Genomic DNA, 20,171 nt, shown 5'->3' with positions numbered 1-20,171 from the left:
GGGCGGGCAGATGGACCTTGCAGAATTTTCGATAAAGAACCGTTTGATCTGCTTCATTGTCATTGCGCTTTGTCTTGCGGCTGGCTGGTATAGTTATCAAAATATCGCGCGATTTGAAGACCCGGAATTTACCATCCGCACCGCCCAAATTGTAACGCAATATCCCGGCGCAACACCCGAAGAAGTAGCCAATGAAGTGACCGAGACGCTGGAAAGCGCAGTCCAGCAAATGCAGGAAGTGAAAGAGATACGTTCGGTTTCTTCGGCTGGACGGTCAGAGATAAGCGTCGATATTCGCTATCGTTTCTCTCCTGAAAAATCGGACCTGGCGCTGATCTGGAGCAAGCTACGCAACAAGGTGAATGATGTCCAGAACAGGCTCCCGCCGGGCGCTGAACCATCTCAGGTCAATGATGATTTTGGGGATGTTTACGGGCTTTACTATCTCGTCACTGGCGACGGGTTTTCGCCAGCCGAGCTATATGAATATGTCAGAGCACTGCGCACCGACCTGCTTTCCGTTGAAGATGTCGCCAAAGTCCAGCCGCTGGGCATGCGGCAAGAGGCAATCTATGTCGAAATTTCCCGCGAGCAGGCCAATGCGCTGGGCGTCTCGGTTGATCAGATTTACGGCGACCTTGCCAAGCAAAATTCGGTTGTGCCTGCTGGAGACATCAAACTCGGCGACCGCCGCCTGAAATTTCAGCCAACCGGCGAGATACAGTCTGTTGATGCGATCAAGAATCTGGTTGTTTCAACTGCTACGTCTGGCCGCATTGTTTATCTTCGCGATGTTGCAAGCGTTACACGGGACTATGTCGATCCGCCGAGCATGATTATCCGCTTTAACGGCAAACCGGCCATCGCGATTGGCATTTCCAATATTTCTGGCGCGAATGTCGCCAAGATGGGTAAGGGCATTGACGCCAAGCTCGAAGAGACAAAATCGCTGCGCCCTGTCGGCATCGAAGTGCATGAATATTACCATCAGGGGAAGATAGTTGAAACGGCAGTCGCCGACTTTGCGATCAATGTTGTGGTTGCCCTGCTGATCGTTCTTGTGACGTTATTCTTCTTTATGGGATTGCGCTCTGCAATTGTGATCGGTGCTGTCCTGCTGCTCACCATCGCAGCGACGCTGGGCACCATGTATTTCATCGATATTCCGATGCACCGCATCTCGCTCGGCGCGCTGATTATCGCGCTGGGTATGCTGGTGGACAATGCGATTGTGGTGACCGAGGGTATATTGGTCGGCACGCAGCAAGGGCAAAAGAAGCTCGATATTGCCAAGGATATTGTCAGGCGCACCAGATGGCCGCTGCTGGGCGGCACGCTGGTTGGTATTATTGCTTTCGCGCCTATTGGCTTTGCGCCGGGGTCGACGGCTGAATTTACGGGAGACCTGTTCTGGGTCGTGATGGTCTCGCTGCTGTTCAGCTGGATTTTTGCGATTACCGCCGTGCCGCTCTTCGCCGATATTCTCTTCCCCGAAGCGAAAGATGGCGAGATCGAGGAAAAACCGGAGCATCCTTTCTTTGTGCGCTATAAGAAATTCATGCGCTTTGTGCTTGGCAAGTCCAAGCTAACTGTGATGGTTGTGGCTGGATTATTCGTGCTCTCGGTATTGAGCTTCAGCATGGTGAAACCCGGCTTTTTCCCACCTTCAACCTCACCTCAGATTGTTGTCGATTTCTCACAGCCTGAAGGAACTGCGCTGGCCAAGACCGACGCGCAAATGGCGAAGCTGGAGACGTTCGTATCAAAACTGGATGGCGTGAAGGACGTCCAGACCCTCGTGGGCATGGGAACTCTGCGCTACATGCTGGTCTATAGTCCAGAGTCACCAAGTTCCGCCTATGGCCAATTTCTGATCAAGGTCGATGACTATGATCTGATCGCAGGTATCCTGCCCAAGATACAGCAACATATTGATGCCAACTATCCCGATGCACAGGCGAAGGTATGGCAATTCCAGCTTGGCCCCGGCGGCGGCTCGAAAATCGAGGCGGAATTTTCCGGACCTGACCCCACTGTCCTTCGCCTGCTTGCAGACAAGGCAAAGGCCATCATGGCCAAGGATGGCGGCGCGATTTCCATCAAGGATGACTGGCGGCAACCGGTGAGCGTTATCCAGCCGGTTTATAATGGCGAAAGCGGCAGGCGGCTGGGTGTTTCACGCGAAGACCTTGCCAATGCGTTGCGCGCCAATTTCTCTGGCCGCGATGTGGGCGTCTATCGCGATGGCGATCAGCTGATCCGTATCATCGCACGTGCGCCAGAGCGTGAGCGGCTGGATGCAAATGCGCTGCGCGGTATTCAGATTACCAGCTCCACGACTGGCAAATCCGTTCCGATACTTGAAGTGGTCGACAGGTTTGAAACAGTCTGGACCAATTCGCGCCTGCGCCGTGTGGACCGTGTCTGGACGATCAATGCGCAGAGTGACCCGCTACCCGGCGAATTGGCGGGCGAATTGCAGGAACGACTGCGCCCCGACATAGAAGCCATAGATTTGCCCGAAGGCTATAGCTTCAAATGGAATGGCGAATCTGGTGATAGCGCGGAAGCAAACGGTAGTCTGGCAAGCACATTGCCAATGGGTTTCCTCGCCATGGTTCTCGTCGTTGTAGTGCTATTCAACGCGATCAAGCAGCCGCTGATCATCTGGTTGACTGTTCCGCTGTCGCTGATCGGCGTGGTGTTCGGACTATTGGCAACCGGCACCGCGATGGAGTTCATGGCTATCCTTGGGCTGCTATCGCTGTCCGGGCTGCTGATTAAAAATGCCATCGTCCTCGTGGACCAGATGGATTTGGAGATACGAGAGGGCAAACCGCGATTTGATGCAGTGATTGACTCCGCTACCAGCCGTGTCCGTCCAGTGATGATGGGTTCGCTTACCACGGTGCTTGGCGTGATCCCGCTTTTCTTTGATGCCTTTTTCAAATCGATGGCCGTCGTACTGGTCTTCGGTCTTACCTTCGCGACGCTGCTGACGCTTGTTGTTGTTCCGGTCTTCTACTCCATGTTTTTCCGCATCAAAGCGGAAGAGAGTGCAGCATCATGAAACAGTCCGCTTTCTCGAAATCTTTCTCGCGCTCTGGCCTCGCCGCGCTGACATTGGGGGCGCTGGCCGTTGGTGGATGCGCCACCATCAAACCGGCGACAGACGCGGAAACGGCCACTTCGGCGCAAGCAAGCTTGCCGGTCCAACCAGCCGACTGGACTTCCATCCGCGAGAAGGTCGGCGACGTCCGCCCCGGCTGGATCGCAGAGTTTAACGACCCGCAGCTTATGGAACTTGTGGAAGAAGCAATGGCGAACAACCGCAATTTGCAAGCGGCTGCAGCAAACGTCCGCCGCGCCCGCGCTGTCATACGTCAGGCCGGCTCGGCAAAGCTTCCCTCGGTCGATGCGTCCGGCGGTGTTCAGCGCAACCAGTCGTTCGAAAATAGTGGCATCACATCATTCTCGGCCGGGCTTCAGGCCAATTGGGAAATCGATGTCTGGGGGCGTATCGAAGCAGGACAGCAAGCGGCAATTGAAAGCGCGCGTGTTGCAGAGGCGGATTATCTCTTTTCGCAATATTCGATAGCGGCTGCCGTTGCACAATCCTATTTTCTGGTGATCGAGGCCGAGCAGCAGGTTGAAGTCGCGCAGGGCATTGTTGATGCACTCACGGAAATCCGCCGTATTGTTCGCTTGCGCTATCGCTATGGCTTTGCATCAGCTTATGACGTTTCGCTGACGGAATCCGATTTTGCGACCTCGGTGGATACGCTGCAGACGGCCAAGAATGGCAAGCTGGAAGCCTTACGCGCACTGGAGGGGCTGTTGGGCCGCTATCCCGGCGCAGATTTGAAAACACCGAACGCGCTTCCTGCTGTTCCAGCGCCACCCGGCGAGGGTCTTCCTTCCGAACTATTGCAGCGAAGGCCAGATATTATCGCGGCGGAGCGCAATATCGCTGCCGCGATTAACAATCGGAAGGTATCAGAAGCTGCGCGCTTGCCCAGCTTTAGCCTCACCAGCACATTAGGCACATCGTCAACCGATTTGGGCAATATTCTGGACCCGGCCAATATCGTCTGGACGCTGGCCAGCAACATTCTCGCGCCGATCTTTGACAATGGCAGAAGGGATGCACAGGTCGATATTGCCGATGCTGATGTTGAGGCAACGGTCGCCCTTTATGCCGATGCCGCAATCAAGGCGTTCACCGAAGTCGAAACGGCTCTTGATCGCGGTGTTTTCCTTGGTCGCCGCCGGATCGCGCTTGAAACCGCTACTAAGGAAACAGAAAACGCTCTGCGCCTTTCCAACCTGCAATACAAGGAAGGCGAGATCGACCTGATCGACCTGCTTTCGGTGCAGCAGCGGCTCTTTGGCGCGCAAAGCAACTTACTGGCTCTCAAGCGCGCGCAGCTGAACCAGTATCTGGAAATCAACCTCGCGCTGGGCGGAAACTGGAGAGTGATTGCTCCTCCTGAGCCAAAGGATGAAGCGGTCGAATGAATTTTCTGGAAGGCAATATTATTGAGATTGACAGCTTCATTGCTCTCACGCTCGGCTTTGTTGTTTTGTTTGCTGGTATCAAGGTAACGGCCCGCAGCGCGTTCCTGCAAAAATACAATATCCCCGAGCCGGTTACAGGCGGTATTTTTGCCTCGATCGCCGCCTTGCTGATCTACGCTACAACCGGCTGGGAGCTTAGCTACGATCTCTATGTTCGTGATGTATTGCTCATCTATTTTTTCACGGCCATCGGCATAAATGCCCGGTTTGCGCAGCTTCTATCCGGCGGCAAACCGCTGCTGCTCTTACTTGCGTTAACGCTAGGCTACCTCGCTATTCAGGATATTGTTGGTGTGGCCAGTGCATTGGCAATCGGTCAGCCTGGCGGCATAGGTGTGCTTGTTGGTTCTGCTTCGCTCGCGGGCGGGCATGGAACGGCGATTGCCTGGGCACCCGCCATTGCCGAACAGCAAGGCATAGCCAATGCGCTCGAAATCGGGGTTGCTGCTGCGACAATCGGCCTGGTGGTTGCAAGCCTGATTGGCGGACCGATAGCCAAATTCCTGCTTGCCAGAAACAAGCTGGAATCGACGGAAGACGGCGATCTGCTGGTCGGCGTCGAATATGCAAAAGAGGATACGGCAACAGTTACCCATCTGGGTATCATGAGCTCGATGCTGGTCATCCATGTCGCCATGATATTTGGCTATATGCTCAATGAGGCTCTGATGGCCGCCCAATTGAAGCTACCGCTTTTCGTGTCCTGCATGATGGTCGCCATATTGATGACAAATAGCGTCCCGGCGCTTTTCAAAAACATCTCCTGGCCAGCCGAAAGCCGCGCGCTTGCTGTCATTTCGGATTTCTCGCTAGGGCTCTTCATTGCCATGTCGCTAATGGGGATGCAGCTCTGGGCTGTGGCCGATCTGGCGGGGCCTTTGTTTATCCTGCTGTTTGCGCAGGTGGCTGTTGCAGTGCTCTTTATCCTGTTCGTGGTTTTTCCGGTGATGGGCCGCAATTATTTTGCCGCCGTTTTGAGCGCTGGCTTTGCCGGTTTCTGCCTTGGTGCAACGCCAACCGCCATTGCCAATATGTCCGCCGTTGCCAAATCGCACGGTCCGGCCCCCACGGCCTTTATTATCGTACCGCTGGTCGGTGCATTCTTTGTCGATGTCGCCAATTCGTTCTTGATACAGTTTTTTCTGTCAGTGTGATCCGGCATTTTTTTAGGAGGAAGATATGAGAAAATTTAGTGCAGCGCTGGTAGTAGGCTCCCTTTTTCTGGCGGGGTGTGCGACCACTGGTCGTATTACTACAGATAGCGACCCATCCCAGAATTTCGCCGCCTATAGGACATTCGCCTGGGCCGGGGAGGAACCCATGGTCTCTTTCGGTAACCGCAATATCCCGGCCATTGTGCAATCTCGGGTGGCGCAGTCCATAAAGAGCGAACTCACAGCGCGAGGTTATCAGTTTACCGATGATGTCAAAGCGGCCGATTTTGCCGTTTCCTTTACAATCGGCACAAGAGACGGAACGAAAACCACCGAGATTCCGGACTATTTTTGGCAGAACCGACTCGATTGGGCTTGGGGTAACCCCCATTTCCCGACAATACAGAGAAACATCACACCGACACGAACCGTCGTCAGAGACTATACCGAAGGCACGCTTTCGGTGGACATATATGATGTAGCACGCCGCAGCCCTGTCTGGCACGGGAAAGGAACGAAGACATTGAGCAGCAGAGAATTGTCCGGCGAACAGGAAACCGCAGCAGCCGATGTACGCGTTATTCTGGCAAAATTTCCTCCCCAGTGAAAAAAAGGATAACAATCGTCCATGGCCAAAGCGAGCAACGAGATATTCAGCCTGTTGAAAGACAGTCTTGATGAGGCACAAAATTCCGTCCGCGCCTATGATACCAAGGCTCAGATTGTGGGTGTCGGGTATATTTTCGCGCTCAACGTCATCGGGCAGATTGGCAATGCCCTGACGCAAGACACCAATATTGGCCTCACCAATGTCGTTATCGCATGGCTGATTGTCATATTGCCAATCGCATTGTTCGGATATGTTCTATATCCTGCGCGCAAGACGGTCGGTTCCGATGGGCAAGAGGAGTACCGGACGCATGTATTCTTCCTGCATCCCGAACGCTATGGCTCGGCGGAGAATTTGATCAAAGCTGCCAGAGAATGCGATCCAATTGACGAGGTTGCCTATGAGCTTTTGAAAATATCGGAACTGCGCGAAAGCAAGCGCAAACGCTTCGTTCGCGGCCTTGTGGGCGCGGCTGCTGCCTTTGCGTTGTTATTTGCCAATCAGATTTATCTGGCGCTTGCTGCCGCCTGATCAATGCGACATCTGCTCTTTCAGCACATCCAGCACTTTTGCGTCGGGCGTATCAACGCATTTGGTCATGGTGGTCACAATCGCCACCTGAATGTCCCGTGGTTTTATTTCCGATTTTCCCTGCGTGCCCATTACATAGCCGTAAAGCATCGTCATAGTGAAAGCGCGGTCTTCTTCGGCGAGCGTCACAACATCCCAGCAGGTTAAAGCTTTCAGATCGACAGACTCGGCCGAGGAAAGGCCATATGGGTTGGCTTCTTCCGTTTCCTCCTGCGCTTGCAAGGGTGAGATAAACAGGGCCGATGCGGCGATTGCGGCGGCCATGGATTTGTGAAAATTTGTGAAATAAAACATGATCAATATCTTCCTCCGCGCATACATGCGTCCAGTTCCAGTCTATAAAGGCGCGCCGCCCGGCGCTGTTTCTTTTTCGCATTGCCGCGCTTGATGGCACCGACAATGGCACCAATTGCCGCGCCGCGCCGGACATTGCGTTTCCGTTTTTTCTTGTCCTTTTCGAAAATCAGTCCGCCGATGCCCGAAACTGCGGCACCTCTGGCAGCACCATCCAGGACTCCGCCGGGAAGATACCGATCTGGCACCGGTCCGCGATAACCGGAAATCGCCGCCGCGCGTTGCTGGCAATAGCCATAGCGGTCAGGCGCATATTGTGCGGATGCGGATTGCGCAAAAATGCCAAAAGCTGCAAATGTAGCTGAAAAGGCTGCCCATCTAGATGCAATCATATCGCTGTCTCCCTTTCTTGCGCCGTCCAAAATCAACTGCCGAATTTGCGCCAAGTGATCACAGCGGCCTCTTTCACCTTATCATACCACAAGATAGGAATAACCAATGTCCTGCAATCTTCCGACATTCTAAGAGGTGATGACCATTACTGGTTGTTCGCAGGCAATTGCCGATACTCGCCGCTATTTCAATTCTGCCTCAGTCCGGTTAGAGCTTCTGAATGCGCGATCCGTCAGTAAAACCCCATACAGATGTCGTATCATTGACCGCAGAATTTTTGGCCGACGTCGGGCGCTGCCTGACGTTTTCGGGCCTTAACACGCTTTGCCTGCGCACAGCTGCCAAGCTGGAGATCAAGGCGATGGCTTACCATCACCTGCCGCATATAGGTGCAGGTGAGAATGTCGGCGTGAATGTTGTATGTCTGGGCCTTCCAAAGGAGCTTGTCGAACGATTTGAGGCGGCGAGTTCGATTGGCATCGACCCGACCATTCAACTGGTCATGTCGGGCACAAAGGCACAAAAATGGCGCGAAATTGAATATACCAGTCGCCTGAATGATGAAGAGCAAGCTTATCTCGACTACGCTGCGAGCAGGGTAGATGATGGAATAAACGTGCCGGTCTTCGGCCCCAACGGGCGAAACGGTTATGTGTCTTTGGGCTTCAAAATAGGCCGATCGGTCATCGCTGATAGCGAAATTCACTTGATTCAAAGCTGCTGCCAATTCGCCCATTTGAAATATTGCGACCTGCTAATGCAGGAGCTTCCTGACCCGGCCAAACTATCGCGACGCGAAAAAGAAATCTTGTCATGGGTGGCGCAAGGCAAGAGCAACGGAGTGATAGCCGACATTCTGGGTCTCTCGGAAAGCTCGGTTATCACCTATCTCGAACGCGCCTTCAGGAAACTGGAAGTGGACAACCGTGTAACCGCCGCCCTGCGCGCTTCGTCGCTGGGTAAGCTTGATCATTTGAAGTGAGGTTTTTGAGCGGTGCCTTATGTCGGCTTTCGGGATCTAGCGGACTCCATCGGAAGGTCCGAAACTAGGGCGCAAAGCGGTCATAGAATACGGCCGAACTGAAATGCAGCAATCAATCGGTCGCTGTGGGTGCGGTTTGTCGCTCAATATCTCTTGCAACGCGGTTATGTCCGCCAACGCGCTCACCAAGCGCCGCAATGAAATCCGCATGACGGGCTTTTCCCGAAATCTTCGCCGCCTTCAATTCACTTTCGGGCAAAGGCGGCGTGGTGGTAAGCCAGAATTGCACAAAGAGCGATATCGCCTCATTGGCAATCTCGACATCGCGTTCCAACCGTTCGAGCTGACGGGACATCCGGTCCAGCCGCCGTGTCAATGCGGCTTCCATTCGTTCGCTGCTGTCCGGCGACAAGAAGGACGCAAGCGCAGTTTCAACGACCAGCGCCTGTGTAACCCGTTTGCGCGCTGCATAGTCAACAAGATGCGATGATAGTTTCGGCGGCAGACGAATGGTATGTTTAATGCGCATTTCTTCGCTCCTACAGATCGATGCCATCATTGGGATCGAGACTGGCAGCGCGCGCCAAAGTGAACGCGCGCCTCTGAACCAAGCTGTCTTCACTCTCCGGTTCACTGTCATCAAAGGCAAATTCGGATTTCGGTTCTGACTTGGGAACAATATCATCATGATCGGAGAGTTCCGGGTTGCGCCGGATAGCGCCATCGCTGTCAGCCTCTTCCTCACTCAGTTCCTCATCATCCATGAACCATAGTTCCGGTTTGGGCAGCGATGTCCAATCATCGCCATGCGCGGTGCATTTTTTCGGTGATTCAGCTTCCGGCGGCGGCGAAACCCGCCCCTGTAACGCGGGATCAGTGTAATATTTGGTTTTCTTGGCCCGTATCGGGGGCAGCCCCGATAGCATCACAATTTCATCATCGGGCGGAAGTTGCATGATCTCGCCTGGCGTCAGCAATTGCCGGGCGGTCTCGGAGCGCGATACCATCAAGTGACCCAGCCAAGGACTGAGCCGGTGGCCGGCATAGTTTTTCATGGCGCGCATTTCCGTGGCGGTGCCGAGCGCATCAGACACCCGCTTGGCGGTGCGCTCATCATTGGTCGCAAAGCTCACCCGCACATGGCAATTGTCCAATATCGCATTGTTGGGGCCATAGGCTTTTTCGATCTGGTTGAGAGATTGGGCAATCAAGAAGGCTTTTAGTCCGTAACCCGCCATAAAGGCCAAAGCGGATTCAAAGAAATCCAGCCGCCCCAATGCCGGAAACTCATCGAGCATCAATAGTAAGCGCTGCCGCTTCACGCTCCCGTCCAGATCCTCGGTCAGCCGCCGCCCGATCTGATTAAGCACCAACCGGATGAGCGGCTTCGTCCGGCTAATGTCAGACGGCGGCACAACCAGATAAAGCGTCACCGGATTATCACCGTCGACAAGATCAGAAATGTTCCACTGACTGCAGCGCGTAACCTGCGCCACAACAGGATCGCGGTACAGTCCCAGGAAGGACATGGCGGTCGATAACACGCCTGACCGTTCATTCTCCGACTTGTTGAACAATTCACGCGCAGCGGAAGCCACAACCGGATGCGGACCGGCACCTCCCAGATGCGCGGTACACATCATTACCTTGAGCGTTGCTTCAATAGGTCGTTTGGGATCGGACAGGAATGTCGCAACACCGGCAAGCGTCTTGTCGGGTTCGGCATAAAGAACATGCAATATCGCGCCCACCAATAGAGCATGGCTGGTTTTCTCCCAATGATTGCGCCGCTCTAGCGAGCCTTCCGGATCAACCAGGATATCGGCCACATTCTGGACATCACGCACTTCACTCTCACCGCTTCTGATTTCCAGCAATGGATTATAGGCAGCACTATCTGCATTGGTGGGGTCAAACAGTAGAACCCGTCCAAAACGCGAACGGTAGCCAGCAGTCAGCCCCCAATTCTCACCTTTGATATCGTGAACGATGGCGCTGCCCGGCCAGGTCAGCAATGTCGGCACAACCAATCCAACGCCTTTTCCCGAGCGTGTTGGCGCAAAACAAAGCACATGCTCCGGTCCATCATGGCGAAGATATTGGCCGCGAAAGCGCCCCAGCATAACGCCGCTTTGCTCAAATAATCCTGCGCGCGCTAAATCTCTCCGGTCAGCCCACCGCGCCGATCCATATGTTTCAGCGCGTTTGGCTTCCCTCGCGCGCCAAACAGACATGGAAATCGCAATAACAATCGCAACGCCGGCCCCTGATATAGCGATGCCCCCGGCCCGCAAGAATATGTCGGGTGCATAAGCCTCAAAAGCAAACCACCACCACAAAAAAGCAGGTGGAGGGTAAATCGAATGCCCCATGATAGCGAACCACGGTTCGCCAAGTTCAGGCTGATACCCCAGTCTTGAGGCAGCATATTGCGTGGCAGCCCAAACACTGAAAATCATTACACTGAATACCGCCAGTATCTGCCCCCAAAGGATTTTGGTCATGCAAATTCTCCAGAAAGCCGTATCCTTCTGGCTCGAATTGGCCATTTACAAGATTTGTTTGTCGAGCATCCGGCGGTGGCGCATCATGGCGCAGAAAAACTGGCAGGAGCGAAATTTGACTTTGTTTGAATGAGATATTCTGCAAAGATAGCTAGATATTTTGATATCATTTATGATATTTTTAGGCCTTAAAGAGCATAATATCGATCATATATGATATTGTTGTTGCAAAATTAGCGAATCTCATGTTAGAGACGTACATACTTAATATCACATATGATATTAAAAGGCGCTAAAACATCAATTTCATATCAGGAGTGATATTATGAAAATCGACTATTTAACTCCCGAGAAAGAGGTATTGGCTGAGTTGGGCCGCAGACTCGCACATATCCGTAAGCAATTCGGATATTCGCAAGCCGAGCTAGCCGAAGAAGCCGGAATCGGGGTTGCCACAATCCGGCGAATAGAGACCGGGAAAGCCAGTCAAATAGAGTCCTGGATTAAGTTGATGAAGTCACTGCGCATGACGGCACATATCGACTCATTACTGCCAGAGAAATTCAACTCTCCCAAAACCGAGGCGTTGTCGAAAGGGAAACGCCGTATCAGGAAAAAATCCGACCTGAAAAAGCCGATTTGGGGAGATGAGCAGACATGACTACAGCCACCGTCAAACTATGGGGAACTGATATCGGCTATATTTCAATGGATGCCGATGAAAGATTTGCGCGTTTTGAATATGACCCTGAGTTTGCAGAAATGGGCGTTGAGCCGGCTCCTTTAATGATGCCGGTCAGAGCGCGGCATATTTATCAGTTTCCAGACCTCAATCCGCTAGCATTTCATGGAATGCCTGGTCTGGTTGCCGACAGCTTACCCGATAAATATGGACAAAGATTGATCAATATCTGGCTTGCTCAGACGGGCCGGAAAGCCGAAGATTTCAACGCCGTCGATCGCCTCTGCTACACCGGCAAAAGAGGTATGGGCGCATTGGAATTTGAGCCGTCGGCACAGCCGTCGGCAACCCAAGACAAGCTGCTTGAGATAAAAGACCTTACCGAACTCGCATCAATGGCATTTGCCGACAAGGAGGCACTTGATACGAAACTAACAGAAGCAGGCGGAGAGAATGCCCTATTCGACATTTTGAGCGTAGGCACATCGGCAGGCGGCGCGCGCGCAAAAGCAGTCATCGCCTTCAATCCAAAAACCAAGCAGGTGCGTTCGGGGCAATTGAATCTACCCGCTGGATTTGAACATTGGCTCATAAAATTTGATGGCGTCGAGTTTAGCGGAGATTGGGGCGTCGCCGATCCCAAGGGCTATGGCCTGCTTGAGTATAGCTATTATCTCATGGCTAAAAAATGCGGGATCGACATGATGGAAAGCCAGATCTTCTCTGAAAATGGTCGCAATCATTTTATGACACGGCGATTTGACCGCGATGACATGGGCGGTAAGAGTTTTGTTCAAACGCTCGGTGCATTGGCACATTATGATTATTATGAAAGCGGCGCCTATTCCTACGAACAGATATTTATGGCCATGAAGCGTTTGAACATTTCGAAACCGTCTATTGAAGAACAATTCCGCCGCGCCATTTTTAATGTGGTGGGATGCAACCAAGACGATCATGTCAAAAACTTCGCCTTCATGATGGACAGGAAAGGCCAATGGGATGTGTCGCCCGCCTATGATCTATGCCATTCAGAGGGCAGCAATTTCACTAAATTTCATCAGCTAAGCATCAACGGGAAAACGTCAGATTTCGTCCGCCAAGACTTTAAACATCTCGCCGAATATGCTGGCCTTCCGCGTGGACGTGAAAACCAGATACTGGAAAAGACCATAGAGGCATTTTCCACATGGGGCGATGTTGCAAATGAACTTGATATTCCCAAAAATCTGAAGGAGTGGGTACTCAGAACGATCAGGCTCAAATTTGAATGACATAATATCGTCAAACTAACGGCCGAGTCCTTTCTGCCTCCCCGCTGACCAATCCACACGCCCGCCCGGCATCATCTGCCCCTGAACCGGCTTGCCCAATTGCTTCTCAAGCGCTGGCCGCCAGGGCACCAATTCAAAACTCTTGCCGCCTTCGCTGACGCTTTCGATCATCGCGAACCGTCCTGATGCCAGTTGCAGACGCTTGGAATATTTCCCGCTCAAATATTCACCCTGCTTGGTTGGTCGATATTTAGAGCCTGTTTCTTGCTCAATCTTGGAAGCCGTTTTGCCAAGTTCTCGATCTCGAAGCGTCGCAATTAAATTTCGCGCCAGCGTGATCCTACCGCCGTGTTTCTGCGCAAGCCCCTGCTCGGTCAGAAATTCAACCCGCCGCTCCATTGCACCGGCAACTTCCCGACCAAAACCGCCGCCTAGATTGTCTTGTGATTTTCCAACAAGCTGCCGATCAATCCATGTCGCGCCATCGGCAGTGACCTGCGATGCAAGATCAAAATCAGATCGAACAGCAAGCGTTCGCGCCCGTCGCCCCTGCCCATCTTTCCAATTGCGCAGTTCAACCATGGCTCCAGATGCTGCGTCACCCGTTACTTCCAAATTGCCAAAACGCAAATAATGACTACGTCCGTCAACGCCGTCGATAATCGCGAAGGCCTCGCCTTTCAATTCATCATGAAGTCCCCGCGCCACAAACTTTCCGACGACGGACCTTCCCGGCGCCTCTGTTAAAGCAAAGCGCGACACATCCGGCGGGCGACCGGATCGCTTCATCGCCTTGTGCATGGTTTTGATGATGTCGCCGCGTGTTCCAAGATCGCGAAGCGTGTCTTCCATATGGTGTTCAAAGGACCAACGCGCCGGACCATGCTTCGTCGCCAAGTCCATTTTTTCAAGATGCTGGGCGCGTCCGCGCAATGCGTTCTGGAAATTCTGATCCTGTTGAAATTGTCCGGGCCTCAAATCGGCAATGCCCTCGCCCACCGATGCGCGCCGCGTCAACGCGTGATCAAGCTTCGTCCATCGCTCGGCTGTGATTTGTCGTTTCAGATCAGCTTCGATTTCCAGCTCGCTTCGCGGCCCGAGTTCCAGCGATACGCGTTCTTCGGTCCGTGCTCTCATGCCGTGGCTGATATAGCCCCGGGAAATCACAAGATCCTTGCCGGTATCATCAACGCCGCGCACCAATATGTGAACATGCGGATTGTCGGTGTTCCAATGATCGACGGCTTGCCAATCGAGTTTGGTGCCAAGATCGCGTTCCATGTCACTCATCAGCTCGCGGGTGAGCGCGCGCATATCTTCCAGTTGCACTGCATCTTCCGGTGATACCATGAAGCGGAAATGATGGCGATCATCGGCACAGCGCTCAGCAAAGTCTTTGGAACGAACCTCATCTCCGGCGCGATCAAACATCTTGGCGTCTTCGCCGTCGCGGCCAACACCATCGCGTTGAAGATAACTGATATGACGTCCAAGCGAATTGCCGCTAGCGGAGGAATGGCGAACAATATGGGTCTTGATGACAACGCGCCGGGCGAAGGCCGTATTTCTGGTAGCCAATGCCGCTGCTGACCCCCGTCCAAAGCTGCTACCGCCTGTCTTGCTAAAACGGGACCGTCCGACGCTCCGGCCAGATCGATTTGCTGCGCGCAAAATCTGTTCCACAAAACTGGCAGGTCGCTGCCGAGCTTCGCGGCGTGATTTGCCTATACGCGGTTCGAAGCGATCTTCGCGTAGGGTCATGCGCCGTCTCCAAAAGCATTGATATCATTGACATATCCAAGGGAGCCGCCGCACCCCTTGCGAGAGCGCCGCTCAAAAACCCGCAGAAAACCAACCATCATAGAGCAGCCGACGGCGCTCCTTTTATCTTGCCCTCCAAATTTTTTGATGCAGCATACAGAAAACCATACGCTTTTCTTCGCCAGAGTCTGTTTTGAGAAATTTGCCATCACTCTGGCGCTGACGCGCCGGAGACCGGAACAAAAAGGCCTTGGCCCTGCAAAAGATCATCCTTCGGATGTGCTCCTTTTGCGCCAAGGGCGCTTATATTTTCTTGTTTCCCATCTGCTACCGGCCTGCTGATAAACAGGCCAGACTGTGCTGGCCGCACAGCGTTCGGCTTGGCAATGGAGGAAGAATTTGCAGCAGCAAATGATGACCCGCGTCCGATACGCGACGTGATTTTGTTGACATAATTGATGGTTTCGAGGGGGAGTTTGCGCTTGCCGGAGACCCACGCGGAATAACGACCTGGCCCCGCGTTATAGGCAGCAAGGCATCCGGGATATCCAAATTTATTATACATTTCGCGCAGATAAGCGGTTCCCGCCATGATGTTTTCGCGCGGGGCATAGGGTGCATTTTTGAGGTTGTAGCGTCGGCGCAAAACGCCCCAAGTTGCTGGCATGATCTGCATCAAACCGCGTGCACCTTTGTGCGAAACAGCACCAACCTTGCCATTGCTCTCAGCACGAATGACTTCAACAATCCAGCGTTCTGGAATTGCAAAGCGGACAGATGCTTCACGGATGATTTCTTGCAGGCCAGCCTGCTTCGAAACGGCCTTAGCTGGCGCAACCGGAATGGTTTGAGCTTGCAAAGAGGTGGGTTGGAGAACGCCAAAAACAAACGACCCAATCGTGATGGATGACAAAAGAACACTCATCCTACTCACTTTGGTAAGTCCAAATAGGATAAGCACGGCCCAACAATCCGGATGCAGGCAGTGGGCCGAAATAACGGCTATCGAGGCTGGAACCAGACGGTGACAGCAGGAATATTTCATCTTCGCCTACAACCCGGCAGCCCTGCCAGATGGGCATTTCGCGACCAAAGCGGTCGTGATTTTGGGCAATGGCAATTGGCTGGGCACGGTAGGAAATTATGCTGCCACTACGGCAGTAAAGACTCCCCTTTTTTGAATCCACTGACTTCAAAAGCGGCAAGCCTTCGGGCAAATAGCCGCGCTTTTCCATCCACGCCGCAAGCATTGGAGGTGGCTGATAGGCTGCAATATGACCGCGCCTGACATGTGATGATGGGATGACAATATATAGCCCCTCATCCATGCTTGCGCTGGCATTCCAGATCATAATTTTAGGTAGCGACAGACTGCTTACGCCAACCAATACGAGCGCGATAAATGTCAATTTGGCAGTTCGCGAAAGTGGCAAGAGAGCGGGCATCTTCATGCCTCATATTCCCTGCGCTCGGTCCAGACCTTGTGCCTGACGGTGGTATAATCACGCGGGCTATCGCCGCTCGAAATACGGGATTGGACATGGCTCCAATGATCTGGGCAAACGTCTTTTGCAGCAATGCCAAGCGCTTCTATCGCATCAATATGCTCAAAAACCCTTTTGACCCGGTGCCAAGCGGTGAGGTGCAATAGCGAACGCACATTGCCCTTCACGCAGCGAATATCAAGCGCCTCGCCGTCCTCGCTCACGCATTGCAAAATATCCAACGCGGAGAATACCGTGCCATAATCATTCGATTTCCAGCGTACCAATGCGAAGATATCGCCTTGTTTAAACTGCACAGTCTTGCGTCTTCGGTCGGTGATGGTCTCACTGGATGGGTCGCCAAAGCGAAGCCAATATTGGATGCGCTTTTCAATCCAGATGAGGCGAACTTGCACGGATATTGGATGGGGATCGTCAGCCATCGTCCTTGCCCTCCAGACGCTTGGCGGGATGAACAGTGCCAATGCCGGGGTCTGATGTAGAACTGCGCGTTCCGCGATCCGCCCAGCTTTGCAGATCTTCCAGCGCATAGATAACGCGGCCTCCGACCTTGCGGTAAGTCGGCCCGGTTCCATAGGTTCGGTGCTTTTCAAGGGTGCGGCCGGAAAGGGCGAGGAAGCGCGCTGCTTCCGGCGTTGTTAGATATCGCTGCGGTGGATTATTGACTGACATTATTGCCTCTTGCGTAGCTTGGGTAACAAGAGGCGATAATGGCGAAGGGTTAGAGGTCCGAGGAAGGGACGTTTATTGCGGGGTCGATAATCGTCCCCCTGCGGATACTAAGCGGTAGCGGACTGTTGAAACGGATTTAGAAGTTTTCGATATCCTTCATCGGACAGATATTTGCCGCGTTTGAGCAATCTGCGGACATGCGCGCGTTCGCTGCTATCGGACCATTCGCGCAAGGATATTTTTTCATCATAGAGGATTTCGGCAACCGAACGCCTGCTCGCATCAGATTTTTGCGCATCGATCAGTTGCAAAGCATCGGTCAAACGTTTGCGTTGCTGTTCCGTGAGCCGATATGGAGATGGGTAAGGTCCGGCATTTCTGCCCTCTATGTGACGCCAATATCGGTAAGCAGCTTTGAGTTTGGCTGTGGTATCGCAGCACATCGGTATCACGATCTGATAGCCATCACTGCCCGTCTTTTTCCAAATCACATAATGATCGCCATTCTTATCTGAAAGGAGGATATTTCTGAAGATGCTGCCTTGATGCTCGGCTACGACATTGTCATGTTCCAGCGCGGGTCCGTGAACCTCCAGACTGAGTGGATGAAGTCTTTCATCCCATAGCGCTTTCGCTTCACTGGCTTTAAGGCTCGGATCAAAGGGCACACAGAGCCCCCAACGGGTTGCTACTTCCTTGAGGATTTGCTCGTCATCACCCGCTCGAATGTAGTTGGCGATATATGCAGGATTGCGCCGCAAGAATTCCTGCGCGAAATCGGGGCGCTCATAACCACTAAACTGATCACCATAATCTGGTGACCTCCAGTCTTCGGTAGTTCCCATCACGAAACCCCTTGGATAGCTTCCAAAGCTGAAGAAGGGAGCGACCTTGCTATAATGCCCTTGGTCAACTTTCTCTCAAACAAGACTGCAATTACTTGCACTATTCGGGCAAAAAATCAAGTTTGACTAAGATTCCGTAACGGGAACCACCCGTCGTTGCGCTAAATCAGGCGATATGTTCACTCATTGTTTAGCAAATGCGCAAATCCGGAACGGGAAATCCAGATGGCCCGCGCCAGATGCTGCTCAAACATCTCTTTTGACAACTCGGGGCTATCAGATGGGTCAATCCCGAAAATGACCGAAACAACCTCTTTCCAGTCCGCACCTTCCTTGTCGGCGTCGAGCAATCTTAGATAAGTCACCAGATGCTGCTCGTCATAATCGGTCAGCGTTTCTGATGCTGGCGGGCATGTTTGAAATGCATTTTCAACCATCGCAGATATCCGGTTCCCCAATCCAAAATTGACCCTCGGATGCAACTCCAGTGAGATCAATAACCGCCATGTTCAATATAGCAATCCGCTGTGACGGCAAGCAATCACGCATTGCGCGTATTATAATACGTAGCATGAAAATGCGCGATTGTCTTCAAGCTATTCCATGGACATTCGCATTATTTTGGGAGCTAACACCCGCCGCTTTCGCCGCGAACGGCAATTGAGCCAGGAAGCTCTCGCAGAAAAGATCGGCGCTGATCGCGCCTATGTCAGCGCCATCGAGCGCGGTTTGCAGAATATGACAATAGTGCGTGTTTCGGAACTCGCGATCGCGCTTGATGTTGCTTTTGTCGAGTTATTTGGGACACCAAAGTCAAACGACTGAACAGCAAAAAAGCCCCGCCCGAACGGTTCGGGCGGGGCTGAAATCAGCAGGCTTATTCGCCGCTGGCCTTACGGGCGCGTGACCAGATCAGATTATAGGTCTTGCCATCTTCGTCATCGAACAGATTTGCGAAAATCGGTGCGGTGAAGCTGGGATCGTCGAGCTTGACCGAAAGATAGCCTCGGCCTTCGCTCGAGGTCTTGGTCCAGGCGGCTCCGATTTCTGCGCGGCCCACAAAAACCCGGTGGGTCGGTGCGTTTTCATTTTCACTTGCATCTTCGGGAACGATGGTGACGTTCTTCTTCTGCAACATCACGGTGACGATTTCGCCGCGATAGTCGTTGCCTGTCTTTTTGAATGTTCCGATATTAGCCATGATACTTCTCCTTGGTTTGGTCGAACCCGCGCTCATTCGCGGCCTCGATGGCTGATTTCAGGCAGGGGCTTGAACCGATGCACCCGCAGGGCCGAAACGAAGTGGAGGACGGTGCAGACCGGGGTTTCTTGTTTCCGCGAGGAATGCGCGCCAGCGCAGGGGAAGAAACTTTGGGCTGCACCGTTGCAGCTAGGGGCAAGAGGCGCAGCCGTCCCCTGCCAATCAAAGCCATTTAAGAGGACGTGAATGAGTGCTTTTGGCTAATAGTTCCAAGGAGATTTGGCGAATATCTGAGAGCGTTCAATGTCAGGTTTATAGACTGCGGCCCAGATGGCGCGATCTGTTTGCTGAACGGAATGATCCCCCATGCTGATGCTAACGATTACAGGAAGCGCGCTGTCCCAAGTTCGGTGATGGACAAAGCCAATCGGGCAACCGGTCAAAAACCGCCACGACCGCCGCAGGAATTTCGGGCAATCGGCGCTTCGCAGCGCACTGGTTTTGCGAGCCTGTTCGTTGGTGGCGATTGCTATCCCAACAGAAAATTACTGTGCTGCTCCGCCGCATGGCGGCTGCACCCGCGCCGCTGCCCCGTCCGGTTCTGCCGGACGGGGCTTTGCGGTAATCTGGGAGCGGGCGACCAACAGCCGCCCGCTTACGTTTCAAGCCGCAATCCGCTCTTCCTCGTCTTTAGCTGGCGCGGTTTCGGCAGCATCCTGCGGCTCCGGCTCGGATGGTTCATCCTCTTCCATCATCCATTTCGCGCGCTCGGCAGCGGCAACCGTGCCGACACCGCCGCGCTCCGTATAAGCCGATGGCGGAAAGGCCATCCAGCGCGGAAGCCAGTTTTCCTGTTTTGCGCGGCCATTCTCGCCGGTCAGATGGTCACTGATAATGCCCTTCACCGTCTTGGTTTTTTCGCTGGCATTGGCAGCAGCAATGCTGGCTCCGCCAACCTCTGCTAGAAGCGCGGTCAGGACTTCACGGTCACGGACAAGGTCCATGAACGCATCATCCGCTGTCCAGTAATCCGCCATCTCAACATCAAGATGGACACCCAAGGTTTCGACAAGATCGCTGCCAGCGGCCAGCGTTTCTGCCATGACCACACCCAATATCTCCATG

General features: G+C 53.2%; 22 protein-coding genes and 1 pseudogene. 10 read left to right on the top strand and 13 right to left on the bottom strand.

The annotated features are described in order from the left end of the window. Positions 1 to 10 precede the first annotated feature (10 nt). From V7676_RS15655 to V7676_RS15635, 5 genes are read left to right on the top strand one after another with little or no spacing between them, the layout of a single operon-like run. Positions 11 to 3,070 (top strand): efflux RND transporter permease subunit, encoded by a 3,060-nt coding sequence (locus tag V7676_RS15655; RefSeq protein WP_335660546.1) that lies wholly within the window; start codon positions 11 to 13, stop codon positions 3,068 to 3,070. Further along, positions 3,067 to 4,518: a TolC family protein gene (locus tag V7676_RS15650; protein WP_335660545.1), complete on the top strand. Its 1,452-nt coding sequence runs from the start codon at positions 3,067 to 3,069 to the stop codon at positions 4,516 to 4,518. Before V7676_RS15655 ends, V7676_RS15650 begins: the two co-directional genes overlap by 4 nt. Then, positions 4,515 to 5,732, top strand: a complete 1,218-nt coding sequence (gene gltS / locus V7676_RS15645) for a sodium/glutamate symporter (protein ID WP_335660544.1) — start codon at positions 4,515 to 4,517, stop codon at positions 5,730 to 5,732. The genes V7676_RS15650 and gltS overlap by 4 nt, the downstream gene beginning before the upstream one ends. Positions 5,733 to 5,757: 25 nt before the next feature. Further along, complete coding sequence (locus V7676_RS15640) at positions 5,758 to 6,339, top strand: DUF4136 domain-containing protein (protein ID WP_335660543.1); 582 nt, start codon at positions 5,758 to 5,760, stop codon at positions 6,337 to 6,339. Positions 6,340 to 6,360: 21 nt separating this feature from the next. Further along, on the top strand, positions 6,361 to 6,873 hold the full coding sequence (locus V7676_RS15635; RefSeq protein ID WP_335660542.1) for a hypothetical protein: 513 nt from the start codon (positions 6,361 to 6,363) through the stop codon (positions 6,871 to 6,873). On the opposite strand, the gene V7676_RS15630 is transcribed toward V7676_RS15635, so the two are convergent. Together V7676_RS15630 and V7676_RS15625 are read right to left on the bottom strand one after the other, a co-directional pair. Then, the gene (locus V7676_RS15630; protein ID WP_335660541.1) at positions 6,874 to 7,227 is read right to left on the bottom strand and encodes an HdeA/HdeB family chaperone; all 354 of its coding nucleotides are present in this window, start codon (positions 7,225 to 7,227) and stop codon (positions 6,874 to 6,876) included. It lies immediately after the preceding gene. 2 nt (positions 7,228 to 7,229) lie between these two features. Then, positions 7,230 to 7,619, bottom strand: a complete 390-nt coding sequence (locus V7676_RS15625; protein ID WP_335660540.1) for a hypothetical protein — start codon at positions 7,617 to 7,619, stop codon at positions 7,230 to 7,232. 221 nt (positions 7,620 to 7,840) lie between these two features. Between V7676_RS15625 and V7676_RS15620 the strand changes: the two genes are divergently transcribed. Continuing rightward, complete coding sequence (locus V7676_RS15620) at positions 7,841 to 8,602, top strand: helix-turn-helix transcriptional regulator (RefSeq protein WP_335660539.1); 762 nt, start codon at positions 7,841 to 7,843, stop codon at positions 8,600 to 8,602. Positions 8,603 to 8,714: 112 nt separating this feature from the next. Here the strand turns inward: V7676_RS15620 and V7676_RS15615 are convergent, their stop codons facing one another. Further along, a complete protein-coding gene (locus V7676_RS15615; RefSeq protein ID WP_335660538.1) occupies positions 8,715 to 9,131 on the bottom strand; it encodes a CopG family transcriptional regulator in 417 nt (138 codons plus the stop codon). A 10-nt stretch (positions 9,132 to 9,141) separates the two neighbouring features. Then, on the bottom strand, positions 9,142 to 11,112 hold the full coding sequence (locus V7676_RS15610) for a conjugal transfer protein TraG (protein ID WP_335660618.1): 1,971 nt from the start codon (positions 11,110 to 11,112) through the stop codon (positions 9,142 to 9,144). On the opposite strand from V7676_RS15610, the gene V7676_RS15605 reads away from it, so the two are divergent. From V7676_RS15605 to V7676_RS15595, 3 genes are all read left to right on the top strand, one after another. After that, the gene (locus V7676_RS15605) at positions 11,105 to 11,239 is read left to right on the top strand and encodes a hypothetical protein (RefSeq protein ID WP_335660621.1); all 135 of its coding nucleotides are present in this window, start codon (positions 11,105 to 11,107) and stop codon (positions 11,237 to 11,239) included. The two genes, V7676_RS15610 and V7676_RS15605, sit on opposite strands and share 8 nt — an antisense overlap. A gap of 192 nt (positions 11,240 to 11,431) precedes the next feature. Beyond that, on the top strand, positions 11,432 to 11,767 hold the full coding sequence (locus V7676_RS15600) for a helix-turn-helix domain-containing protein (protein WP_335660537.1): 336 nt from the start codon (positions 11,432 to 11,434) through the stop codon (positions 11,765 to 11,767). Further along, positions 11,764 to 13,062 (top strand): type II toxin-antitoxin system HipA family toxin, encoded by a 1,299-nt coding sequence (locus tag V7676_RS15595; RefSeq protein WP_335660536.1) that lies wholly within the window; start codon positions 11,764 to 11,766, stop codon positions 13,060 to 13,062. The genes V7676_RS15600 and V7676_RS15595 overlap by 4 nt, the downstream gene beginning before the upstream one ends. 15 nt (positions 13,063 to 13,077) lie before the next feature. Here the strand turns inward: V7676_RS15595 and V7676_RS15590 are convergent, their stop codons facing one another. The 7 genes from V7676_RS15590 to V7676_RS15560 form a co-directional block, all read right to left on the bottom strand. Further along, a complete protein-coding gene (locus V7676_RS15590) occupies positions 13,078 to 14,823 on the bottom strand; it encodes a relaxase/mobilization nuclease domain-containing protein (RefSeq protein WP_335660535.1) in 1,746 nt (581 codons plus the stop codon). A 208-nt stretch (positions 14,824 to 15,031) separates the two neighbouring features. Further along, positions 15,032 to 15,748 (bottom strand): lytic transglycosylase domain-containing protein, encoded by a 717-nt coding sequence (locus V7676_RS15585; protein ID WP_335660534.1) that lies wholly within the window; start codon positions 15,746 to 15,748, stop codon positions 15,032 to 15,034. Between the two features lies 1 nt (position 15,749). Next, complete coding sequence (locus tag V7676_RS15580; protein ID WP_335660533.1) at positions 15,750 to 16,274, bottom strand: S26 family signal peptidase; 525 nt, start codon at positions 16,272 to 16,274, stop codon at positions 15,750 to 15,752. Further along, the gene (locus tag V7676_RS15575) at positions 16,271 to 16,750 is read right to left on the bottom strand and encodes a DUF2840 domain-containing protein (protein ID WP_335660532.1); all 480 of its coding nucleotides are present in this window, start codon (positions 16,748 to 16,750) and stop codon (positions 16,271 to 16,273) included. The genes V7676_RS15580 and V7676_RS15575 overlap by 4 nt, the downstream gene beginning before the upstream one ends. Then, positions 16,743 to 17,000, bottom strand: coding sequence for a helix-turn-helix transcriptional regulator (locus tag V7676_RS15570; RefSeq protein ID WP_335660531.1), 258 nt, complete (start codon positions 16,998 to 17,000; stop codon positions 16,743 to 16,745). The genes V7676_RS15575 and V7676_RS15570 overlap by 8 nt, the downstream gene beginning before the upstream one ends. Before the next feature lie 107 nt (positions 17,001 to 17,107). After that, positions 17,108 to 17,845, bottom strand: coding sequence for a DNA -binding domain-containing protein (locus tag V7676_RS15565; RefSeq protein ID WP_335660530.1), 738 nt, complete (start codon positions 17,843 to 17,845; stop codon positions 17,108 to 17,110). Positions 17,846 to 18,024: 179 nt separating this feature from the next. Continuing rightward, positions 18,025 to 18,282, bottom strand: a complete 258-nt coding sequence (locus V7676_RS15560; RefSeq protein WP_335660529.1) for a DUF2285 domain-containing protein — start codon at positions 18,280 to 18,282, stop codon at positions 18,025 to 18,027. A 166-nt stretch (positions 18,283 to 18,448) separates the two neighbouring features. Here V7676_RS15560 and V7676_RS15555 point away from each other — a divergent pair, with 166 nt between their 5' ends. Beyond that, entirely contained in the window at positions 18,449 to 18,670 is a 222-nt protein-coding gene (locus V7676_RS15555; protein ID WP_335660528.1) for a helix-turn-helix domain-containing protein, read from the top strand. Between the two features lie 52 nt (positions 18,671 to 18,722). Here the strand turns inward: V7676_RS15555 and V7676_RS15550 are convergent, their stop codons facing one another. Both V7676_RS15550 and V7676_RS15545 read right to left on the bottom strand, forming a co-directional pair. Then, entirely contained in the window at positions 18,723 to 19,046 is a 324-nt protein-coding gene (locus V7676_RS15550) for a DUF736 domain-containing protein (protein WP_335660527.1), read from the bottom strand. 662 nt (positions 19,047 to 19,708) lie between these two features. Then, positions 19,709 to 20,171: pseudogene (locus V7676_RS15545) on the bottom strand (chromosome partitioning protein ParB); the annotation flags it as partial.

It is taken from the genome of Parasphingorhabdus sp. (genome assembly GCF_036963805.1).
In the GTDB taxonomy this organism is placed as follows: domain Bacteria; phylum Pseudomonadota; class Alphaproteobacteria; order Sphingomonadales; family Sphingomonadaceae; genus Parasphingorhabdus.
This window is presented reverse-complemented; position numbering and strand designations above follow the sequence as displayed.